Consider the following 3459-nt stretch of genomic DNA (forward strand, 5'->3'; position numbering starts at 1 on the left):
TTCATTGATTTATCCTTAAAACGTGATGCACCAAGGCTTGCTTTAGCGACAAACTGCCTTAATGCGCTTCAGAAAGACCAGTCATTATAGTCTTCATGATTTCATGAGTGAAATGTCATTTCAACCCCAATTCGACTGAAAACAAAATGATTAGTTCGTCCGTAAGGTTAACACAAACAGACAATATACCCTTCATTTTTTACTTCAAAACTAAATATTCCTTAACATATAGCAAACGAAAGGCCGTCTGAAAATCCAAATATTCAGTTTTCAGACGGCCTGACAAACGGTCAATGCTATAATCCGACATTCCCATTTCTCTATATTGCCATACCATGAAAAACAACGATTCCGAAACCATGCGCCTCTCCAAACGCATGGCACAATTAGGCTTATGCTCGCGCCGCGAAGCAGACAGCTACATCGAGCAAGGCTGGGTCAAAGTCAACGGCCAAACCGCCGTACTCGGTCAAAAAGTTACCGAGCGCGACCGCATCGACCTCAACAAACAAGCCCATGAAAAACAAGCCGCGCGCGTAACCATCCTTCTGAACAAACCTGTCGGCTACGTCAGCGCGCAGGCAGAAAAAGGCTATAAATCCGCCGCAGAACTCATTACCGCCGAAAACCATTGGGAAGGCGATGACAGCCGTATCCCTTTCAGCGAAAAGCACAAATTCGGCTTGGCCCCTGCCGGTCGCTTAGATATCGACTCCGTCGGATTGTTAGTACTCACTCAGGACGGCCGCATTGCCAAACAACTGATTGGCGAAAACAGCAGCAGCGAAAAAGAATACCTCGTCCGCGTCCGTGGCAAACTGGACGACAAAGGCCTCGCCCTGCTCAACCACGGCTTGAGTTTGGACGGAGAAAAATTGCGCCCCGCCAAAGTCGAATGGCAAAACGAAGACCAGTTGCGCTTTATTTTGCGACAAGGCAAAAAACGCCAAATCCGCCGTATGTGCGAACTGGTCGGGCTGCGCGTCGTCGGTTTGAAACGCATCCGCATGGGCAAAGTCAAACTCGGCAGACTGCCGCCGGGCAAATGGCGTTATCTACGCACTGACGAATCGTTTTAATTGCAGATAACAAAAAGGCCGTCTGAAAACACATTTCAGGCGGCCTTATCTTTTACTGCTCACTCGATATAAGTAAACTTCGCACGTTTGATATTGCAGAGGATTTCGTACGGAATCATACCGGCAACTTCGGAAACTTCATTAATATTAATCACATCGCCCCAAAGCTCGACTTCCGCACCTAAACCCTCTTTCGAGGCTTCCAGCTCAACCGTAATCATATCCATAGATACCCTGCCGATAATACGGCTACGCTTACCATCCACCGCCACAGGGGAATTAGTGGAAGCGCGACGCGGATAACCGTCTGCATAGCCGCAAGCAATCAAACCGACACGGGTAGATTTGCTGGTGTAGAACGTTGCGCCGTAGCCAATCGGAGAATGCGGTTGCAACACACGTTCGCCGAAAACGCGGGAAGTCAGGCGCATAACCGGTTTCAAACGATCATCCACGCCGCCGAAAGGCGAAATACCGTATAAAGCCAGACCGGCACGTCCCCAATCGCGGCGCGCTTCAGTCACGTTCAAAATTGCGGCGGAATTGGCCAAGCTCTCTTCACCTTCCAAATCTTCACACGCCAAATCAAACGCTTCAAGCTGCATTTCGGTCATGCCGTTTTCCGGCTCGTCCGCGCAGGCAAAATGGCTGAATTTCACAATGTTTTCAACCGATTCGGATTGTTTCAATGCAGTATAGGCCGCAGCATAGTTATGCGGAAAGAAACCGGCGCGGTGCATACCCGAGTCCATTTTCAGCCATACGGTTGTCGGACGTTGCCACTCATGATGCACAAACGCCTCCAGCTGCCATTGGCTGCCGATTGCCGGCCACAAATCATAACGGTCAACATCCGCATATTCCGCAGCCTCAAATACGCCTTCCAACAAAACAATCGGATTTTTAATGCCGTTTTGACGCAACTCCACGCCTTCATCTACCGTTGCCACCGCAAAGCCATCGGCAATATCCGCCAACGCGTGTGCACATCTGACCGCGCCATGCCCGTAAGCATCGGCCTTAATCACAGCCAACAATTTATTGCCGTGCAACTCTTTGAGAAAACGATAATTTTGACGTAAATTATCCAAACGGATTTGCGCATTGAGCGGACGCATAATGTATTCCTCTTATCGGCATTTCGTTTCAGACGGCCTGCCCTATTACTTTGAAGTAAATATTATAGGTCAAAAACTACACAGGATTCCATGAAATACACAAGAATAATCTATTCATAATTTAAACCTCATGCGCGCCTTTAGGCATTTATGCTTCTTCTCAACCTGTTTTAAGGTTATGATTCAATCCAAATGAAAACGACAGACATCAAGGCCATGAAAGAACTCGACAAAACCGACTTAAAAATTCTCAAGCTCCTACAACAAAACGCACGTATCCCCATGACCGAATTGGCTGAAAAAGTCGGCCTCTCCACCACGCCGGTAACCGAACGCGTCCGCCGCTTGGAACGCGACAACCTTATTACCGGCTATCACGCCCATCTGAATCCTCATGCTTTAGGTCAAAGCCTCTTGGTCTTTGTCGAGCTGAAACTGCGCTCCAAATCCGGCAATATTTTTGAAGACTTCAAACGCGAAGTGCTAAAAATTCCGCAAATTTTGGAATGCCACTTGGTCTCCGGCGAATACGACTACCTTATCAAAGTCCGCCTGCCCAATATGTCCGCCTATCGCGATATGCTCGGCAATATCCTGCTGCAACTACCGGCTGCGTCCGAAAGCCGCAGCTATGTTGTCATGGAAGAAGTCAAAGAAGAAGTAGTATTAGACATCTAATTCTATTCAACCAATAAAGGCCTCCTGAAAGATTACAACATTCAGACGGCCTTTATTTTAAATAGGCAAAAAAAATGCACACATTCGACAGAATGTGTGCCAAGTCTACAAAGGAGAAATAGAGGAGAAACTATTAACTGACTACTCGAACCAGCTAACGAAACGAATTATGCAACAAGAGATTCAACCGCGCAAGTATTTTTCTTGTAAAGTTTCTTAATTATTCAATTTACAAATTTTAAATGTAATCATGTTTCAATATAGATAAAAAAATGCGCATACCGTCTCGATATGCGCCAAGTCTACAAAGGAGAAATAGAGGAGAAAAATCAAGCTGCATCAAGCAACTCAACGGCGCGAATTATCCTAGCCTTCTACCCCCCTGTCAACTGTTTTCCCATCTATTTTCAAGTATTTTGCTAAAAAACAACAAATCCGCTATTCCCCTCTTTTTCTTGCTATTTTCGCCCATATATAAAGAGAATTTAGGGCCGTCTGAAACATATATTGCCACTAAAGATAAACGGCTCCATACTCACACATTCATCGTCCATATCAACCCAACCCAAAGACCATGACCACCC

3 protein-coding genes are annotated in these 3459 nt (G+C 46.4%); 2 read left to right on the forward strand and 1 reads right to left on the reverse strand.

The features are described 5' to 3' along the window. Positions 1 to 335 precede the first annotated feature (335 nt). Positions 336 to 1079, forward strand: coding sequence for a pseudouridine synthase (locus ACTHUE_RS13325; RefSeq protein WP_440423696.1), 744 nt, complete (start codon positions 336 to 338; stop codon positions 1077 to 1079). A gap of 59 nt (positions 1080 to 1138) precedes the next feature. Here ACTHUE_RS13325 and alr read toward each other — a convergent pair whose 3' ends face one another. Beyond that, positions 1139 to 2197, reverse strand: coding sequence for an alanine racemase (gene alr, locus ACTHUE_RS13330; protein ID WP_440423698.1), 1059 nt, complete (start codon positions 2195 to 2197; stop codon positions 1139 to 1141). Positions 2198 to 2413: 216 nt separating this feature from the next. On the opposite strand from alr, the gene ACTHUE_RS13335 reads away from it, so the two are divergent. Continuing rightward, the gene (locus ACTHUE_RS13335; RefSeq protein WP_079453694.1) at positions 2414 to 2875 is read left to right on the forward strand and encodes a winged helix-turn-helix transcriptional regulator; all 462 of its coding nucleotides are present in this window, start codon (positions 2414 to 2416) and stop codon (positions 2873 to 2875) included. Positions 2876 to 3459: the final 584 nt, after the last annotated feature.

The sequence above is a fragment of the Neisseria sp. P0021.S005 genome, assembly GCF_051956955.1.